The sequence below is a fragment of the Corallococcus exercitus genome, from assembly GCF_003611585.1.
Classification (GTDB): Bacteria; Myxococcota; Myxococcia; order Myxococcales; family Myxococcaceae; genus Corallococcus; species Corallococcus exercitus.
This window is the reverse complement of sequence record NZ_RAVW01000508.1, coordinates 1-6,280: the sequence shown is the minus strand read 5'-3', so window position 1 is coordinate 6,280 and position 6,280 is coordinate 1. Positions and strand designations below refer to the sequence as shown.

Sequence of the window (6,280 nt, the reverse complement as noted above, 5' to 3'; positions counted from 1 at the left end):
CCACCGCCCCCACCCCCAGCGAAGGTTCCGTCAGCCGCGAGGAGCTGGAGCAGCGCCTGGAGGCCACGCGTCAGGAGCTGCGCGAGGACATCCGCGCCCAGACGGCCACCCAGGCCGTGGCCAACAACGACTGGCAGGAGGAGTGGACGGAGGAGAAGCGCAAGCTGGAGCTGTTCACGCTCGACGGCTACCTGCGCGTGCGCCCCACGCTCTTCTACAAGTTCGACCTGGGCAAGCCCGCGCTGCCCTCCGGCACGCCCCTGGGCCGCCAGCTGTGGACGCGCTCGCCGCGCTCCGCCACCGATCAGACCCAGGCCGGCGCCAACATGCGCTTCCGCCTGGATCCGTCCTTCAACGTCTCCGAGGACGTGCGCATCAAGGCGCAGGTGGACGCGCTGGACAACATCCTCCTGGGCTCCAACCCGGACAGCGCCTACAGCGGGGACGGGCGCAACAACTTCACGCTCTTCTCGGAGAACCAGTCCCCGTCCAACTCCGCCGTCAGCGCGTTCAAGGACACCGTCCATGTCCGCCGCGCGTACGGTGAGGTGACGACGCCGGTGGGCATCCTGCGCTTCGGCCGCATGGGCAGCCACTGGGGTCTGGGCATGCTGCGCAACGACGGCAACTGCCTGGACTGCGACTACGGCGACACGGTGGACCGCATCCAGTTCGTCACCGAGCCGTTCGCCGGCTGGTACGTGACGCCCATGCTGGACTTCAACTCCGAGGGGCTCTCCACGGAGAAGGCCAACGCCCTGGGCGAGCCGGTGGACCTCACCCAGTCCGACGACGCGCACAGCCTGGTGCTGGCCATCGCGCGGCGCGACACCGACCAGCAGCAGAAGGCCAAGCTGGAAAACAACCAGGGCGTCCTCAACTACGGCCTGTACTTCACGTACCGCACGCAGCGCTACGCGACCACGACGGAGACGGGCGTGGCGTTCGACGACGCCAACCCCTCCATCCCCGTCAACACCACCGCGCCGGCGTTCGTCCCGCGCGGCGGCACGCTCTACATCCCGGACCTGTGGTTCAAGTACGCGGAGAAGAGCTTCCGCGTCGAGGCGGAGTTCGCCGCGCAGCTGGGCAACATCGACGGGCGCGCGCTCACGGCCAACGACCCCACCACCCAGTCGCTGCGCGTGGCGCAGTTCGGTGGCGTGCTCCAGACGGAGTTCCACGTCATCCCGGAGAAGCTGCACCTGGGCGTGGAGGTGGGCTTCGCCTCCGGTGACAAGGCGCCGGGCTTCGGCAACTACCCGGGCCGCCAGGGCACGGGCTCCGACGGCAACACCGCGCCGGGCGACGTGGAGGGCCGTCAGTACAGCTGCGACAACGGCGGCTGCAGCGACAACGCCATCCGCAACTTCCGCTTCAACCGCGACTACCGCGTGGACCTCATCCTGTGGCGGTCCATCCTCAATGGCGTCACGGACGCGTTCTACGTGAAGCCGGGCCTCAAGTACTCCATCGCGGAGGGCTTCGACGTCTTCGGCAGCGTCATCTACTCGCAGGCGTTCTACGCGGAGTCCACGCCGTCCTACACCAGCAAGGCGCTGGGCCTGGAGGCGGACATCGGCGCGCGCTACATCACGGAAGACGGCTTCGTGGCGGGCATCGACTACGGCATCCTCTTCCCCCTGGACGGCCTGAAGGACACGGGCCTGCCGGGCCAGGAGCTGAGCACCGCGCACGCCATCCGCGGCACGCTGGCCATCCGGTTCTAGCCCATGCGCTCCTCGCTCATCCGGCTGTGCGCCGCCACCAGCCTGACGCTCGCGCTGGTGGCATGCGGCATCAAGGGCAGCCCCCACGCGCCCCGTCCGGCGCCGCTGCCCGCGCCCACGCCGGAGACGGTGCCCGCGCAGGAGCCGCCGCGCGGACCCGTGGAGCCCTCGGGCCCCACGGTGCCTCCGTCCTCCACGGACGCCGGGCTGCCCGAGTGAGCGCCTTCAACTACAAGAAGGGCGTGCTGCACGCGGAAGGGGTGCCCCTGTCCGCCATCGCGGACGCGGTGGGCACGCCCACCTACGTCTACGCCACCGCCGCCCTCGCGGAGCGCTTCCGCGAGGTGACGGACGCGTTCCAGGGCCAGAAGCACCTCATCTGCTACTCGGTGAAGGCCAACTCCAACCTGGCCATCCTGCGCCTCTTCGCGGGGCTGGGCAGCGGCTTCGACATCGTGTCCGGCGGCGAGCTGGCGCGCGTGAAGCAGGCCGGCGGCGAGCCGGGCAAGACGGTGTTCGCGGGCGTGGGCAAGACGCCGGACGAGATGGCCCAGGCGCTGTCCCAGGGCCTCCTGCTCTTCAACGTGGAGAGCGCGGAGGAGCTGGAGGCGCTGGACGCCGTGGGCCGCCGGCTGGGCAAGCGCGCGCCGTTCGCGTTGCGCGTGAACCCGGACGTGGACGCGCGCACGCACCGCTACATCTCCACCGGCCTGAAGACGTCCAAGTTCGGCGTGCCCTTCGAGGAGGCGGTCGCCCTCTACGCGAAGGCGAAGAAGCTGAAGGGGCTCAAGGCGCTGGGGCTGGACTGCCACATCGGCTCGCAGCTCACGCGCACCGCCCCCATGAAGGCCGCCATCACCAAGGTGGCGGACCTCTACTCCACGCTCAACACGCAGGGCCACGCGCTGGAGTACCTGGACGTGGGCGGCGGCCTGGGCATCACCTATTCGGACGAGACGCCGCCCAGCCCCCAGCAGTACGCGCGCACGGTGCTGGACGCGACGGAGGGCACCGGCGCCACGCTGCTGCTGGAGCCGGGGCGAGCGCTCGTGGGCAACGCGGGCGTGCTGCTCACGCGCGTGCTGTACAGGAAGCCCACCGAGGCGCGCACCTTCGTGGTGGTGGATGCGGGCATGAATGACCTGCTGCGCCCGGCGCTCTACGAGGCGCACCACGAAATCCAGCCGGTCGTGAAGCGCCGCGGCCGGGACGTGGAGGTGGACGTGGTGGGGCCGGTGTGTGAATCCACCGACGTGCTCGCGCGGGCACGCCCCCTGGTGCTGCCCCGCCAGGACGACCTGTATGCCTTCATGAGCGCCGGGGCTTACGGGATGAGCATGGCTTCCACCTACAACTCGCGGCCCCGGCCGGCGGAGGTGCTGGTGGACGGTGCTGCCTGGCGTGTCGTGCGGGAGCGCGAGCGCGTCGAGGACCTCTGGCGCGGCGAGCGGGCCTGAACGTATAAGCGCCGGCATGAAGACCTTCGAAGGCTCCATGACGGCGCTGGCCACTCCGTTCCTCAACGGAAGCCTGGACGAGGGGGCCTTCCGGGCCCTGGTCCGCTATCAGCTCGAGGGCGGCACGAACGTGCTCCTGCCCATGGGGACCACGGGCGAAGCGGTCACCATGGACGCGGACGAGCGCGCGCGCGCCATCGCCGTCGTCGTGGACGAGGTGAAGGGCCGGGTGCCGGTGGTAGCGGGCGCGGGCAGCAACAGCACGCGCGAGACCATCGAGTCCGTGCGCCGCGCGCGCGAGGTGGGCGCCGACGGCGCGCTCATCGTCACGCCCTACTACAACAAGCCCACGCAGGCGGGCCTGGTGGAGCACTACCGCGCCATCGCGAAGGCGCACCCGGGCTTCCCGCTTGTCGCCTACAACGTGCCGGGCCGCACGGGCGTGGACCTCCTGCCGGAGACGGCGCTGCGCCTGTGTGACATCCCGGAGGTCGTGGCGCTGAAGGAGGCCACGGCCAGCCTCATCCGCGCGGTGGACCTGGTGGAGAAGTGCGGCGACCGGCTGACGCTCCTGTCCGGCGACGACTTCACGGTGCTGCCCTTCATCGCGTGCGGCGGCAAGGGCGTCATCTCCGTGTCCTCCAACGTCGCGCCGCGCATGATGGCGGACCTGGTGGCGGCGGCGCGGAGCAACGACATCGCGAAGGCGCGCGGCCTCCAGGTGCGGATGAACGCGCTGCACCGGCTGCTCTTCGTGGAGTCCAACCCCATCCCGGTGAAGTGGGCGCTGCACCTGATGGGCATGTTCGGTCCGGAAGTGCGGCTGCCGCTCGTTCAGATGGGCGAGGCGAACGCCGCGAAGCTCAAGGAAGAGCTGACCGGGCTGGGCCTGCTGAAGGGCTGAGAGAAGGGACACGCGCCATGACCCGCACCGTCATCACCGGCATCACCGGCCGCATGGGCAGCACGCTGGTGCGCCTGGCGAAGGCCGCCAGCGACCTCCCGGTGGTGGGCGCCACGGTGCGCCCGGGCAGCCCGCTGTCGGGACAGGACGCGGGGCTCGTGGCCCGGCTGGGCGCGCCGCTGGACGTGCTGGCGCAGGACGACCTGGGCCGCGCGCTGGACGGCGCGAAGGCGGACGTCGTCGTGGACTTCACCGGCCCGGAGGCCACTCTCCAGCACGCGCGCATCTGCGCCGAGCGCGGCGTGGCGCTGGTGGTGGGCACCACGGGCTTCACGCCCGAGGGCCGCGCGCAGCTGGAAGCGCACGCGAAGCGCATTCCCATCGTCGCGGCGCCCAACATGTCCGTGGGCGTGAACCTGGTCATCCGGATGGCCGCGGAGCTGGCGCGGGTGCTGGGCCCTTCGTTCGACGTGGAGGTGCTGGAGGCGCACCACCGCATGAAGAAGGACGCACCCAGCGGCACCGCGCTCAAGCTGGCGGAGGTGCTGATGGAGGCGCTGGGCCGCACGAAGGACGACCTCACCTTCGCTCGCGAGGGGCAGACGGGGGCCCGGCCGCCCGGTGAGATTGGCGTGCAGGCGCTGCGCGGCGGGGACGTGGTGGGCGAGCACACGGTTTACTTCTTTGGCGAGGGCGAGCGCATCGAGCTCACCCACCGCGCGACGAACCGTGACCAGTTCGCGCAAGGGGCGTTGAGGGCCGCGCGCTGGGTGGCGGGCCGCGCGCCGGGACTCTATGACATGGCCGACGTGCTCGGCCTCCAGGGGAAGACATGACCGCCCGCTACTGCCGCTTCCAGGTCGAGGGCCGCGCCAGCTACGGCCGCGTCGACGGCAACGAGGTGGTGGTGCTCACCGCCGCGCCGTGGGCCGGCGGCAAGGAGACCGGCCTTCGCCGCTCGCTCCAGGGGCTCACGCTGCTCACGCCGTCGGACGCGTCGAAGGTCGTCTGCATCGGCCAGAACTACCGCAAGCACGCGGAGGAGATGGGCAAGCCCATCCCCACGGAGCCGCTCATCTTCACCAAGCCCTCCACCGCGCTCAACGGCCCGGGCTCGCCCATCCGCATCCCCAAGGCGAGCCAGGAGGTGCACTACGAGGCGGAGCTGGCGCTCGTCATCGGCGAGCGCCTGAAGAACGCCGACGAGGCCACCGCCGCGCGCGCCATCTGGGGGCTCACCGCCTTCAACGACGTCACCGCGCGCGACATCCAGCGCAAGGAGATCCAGCACACCCGCGCCAAGGGCTACGACACCTTCGCGTGTGCCGGCCCCTGGGCCGTGACGGGCCTGTCCCCCGCGGACCTGCGGGTGGTGTGCCGCGTGAACGGACAGGTGCGTCAGGATGGCCGGACGTCCGACATGGTGTTCAGCGCCGCCCGCCTGGTGTCCTTCATCTCCCACGTCATGACGCTGCTGCCCGGTGACCTGGTGAGCACGGGGACTCCCTCGGGCGTGGGTGCGCTCAAGGCGGGGGACACGGTGGAGGTGGAGCTGGAGGGAATCGGAACCCTGGTGAACCCGGTTGAGATGGAGCCTTGAGCGCTACCGTCTATGTAGGACTGGGTTCCAACGAGGGCGATCGCGAGTCTCACCTCGTGGCCGCCCTCTCCGCGATGTCCTGCATCGACGCGGTGTCGGTGCTCGGGTGTTCCTCCCTCTACGACACCGCCCCGGTGGGCCCCGCGCAGCCGCGCTTCCTGAACGCCGTGGTGGCGCTGGAGTGCGACCTGACGCCGCAGCGCCTGCTGTGCATCCTCCAGCGCATCGAGCAGGACCTGGGCCGCCGCCGCACCCAGCGCTGGGGCCCGCGCACCATCGACCTGGACATCCTGCTCTGGGACGAGGAGGACCACTCCGTCGTCGCGGACGCGAACCTCCAGGTGCCCCACCTTGAACTGCACAAGCGCCGCTTCGCGCTGGAGCCCCTGACGGAGCTGGCCCCTGACGCCCGCCACCCGGTGCTGGGCGTGACGGTGCAGGAGCTGCTCGCGAAGCTCGCCCCCCAGGACGTCCGCAAGCGCGAGGCCCTCTACTGGCCCGACATGGGCGCCCGTTTCCCCGTCCACGAACTATGAGCCTGTCCCTCGTCCTGGCCACGGCCGCGCTGCTCGCGGCCGAGCCCACCCCC

General features: G+C 70.8%; 7 protein-coding genes. All 7 read left to right on the top strand.

The genetic code is table 11. The features are described 5' to 3' along the window. A partial coding sequence (locus tag D7W79_RS37170; RefSeq protein WP_120530010.1) for a TIGR04551 family protein occupies window positions 1-1,730 on the top strand: 1,730 nt, incomplete at its 5' end. 3 nt (window positions 1,731-1,733) lie between these two features. Next, on the top strand, window positions 1,734-1,949 hold the full coding sequence (locus D7W79_RS37165) for a hypothetical protein (RefSeq protein ID WP_120530009.1): 216 nt from the start codon (window positions 1,734-1,736) through the stop codon (window positions 1,947-1,949). Beyond that, entirely contained in the window at window positions 1,946-3,187 is a 1,242-nt protein-coding gene (gene lysA, locus D7W79_RS37160; protein ID WP_120530008.1) for a diaminopimelate decarboxylase, read from the top strand. The genes D7W79_RS37165 and lysA overlap by 4 nt, the downstream gene beginning before the upstream one ends. A gap of 16 nt (window positions 3,188-3,203) precedes the next feature. Continuing rightward, window positions 3,204-4,091, top strand: coding sequence for a 4-hydroxy-tetrahydrodipicolinate synthase (gene dapA / locus D7W79_RS37155; RefSeq protein ID WP_120530007.1), 888 nt, complete (start codon window positions 3,204-3,206; stop codon window positions 4,089-4,091). A 17-nt stretch (window positions 4,092-4,108) separates the two neighbouring features. Then, complete coding sequence (gene dapB, locus D7W79_RS37150; protein WP_120530006.1) at window positions 4,109-4,927, top strand: 4-hydroxy-tetrahydrodipicolinate reductase; 819 nt, start codon at window positions 4,109-4,111, stop codon at window positions 4,925-4,927. Further along, complete coding sequence (locus D7W79_RS37145; protein ID WP_120530005.1) at window positions 4,924-5,691, top strand: fumarylacetoacetate hydrolase family protein; 768 nt, start codon at window positions 4,924-4,926, stop codon at window positions 5,689-5,691. The genes dapB and D7W79_RS37145 overlap by 4 nt, the downstream gene beginning before the upstream one ends. Beyond that, window positions 5,688-6,227 carry a 2-amino-4-hydroxy-6-hydroxymethyldihydropteridine diphosphokinase gene (gene folK / locus D7W79_RS37140; RefSeq protein ID WP_120530004.1) on the top strand — a complete coding sequence of 180 codons (540 nt, stop codon included), beginning with the start codon at window positions 5,688-5,690 and terminating at the stop codon, window positions 6,225-6,227. The genes D7W79_RS37145 and folK overlap by 4 nt, the downstream gene beginning before the upstream one ends. Window positions 6,228-6,280: the final 53 nt, after the last annotated feature.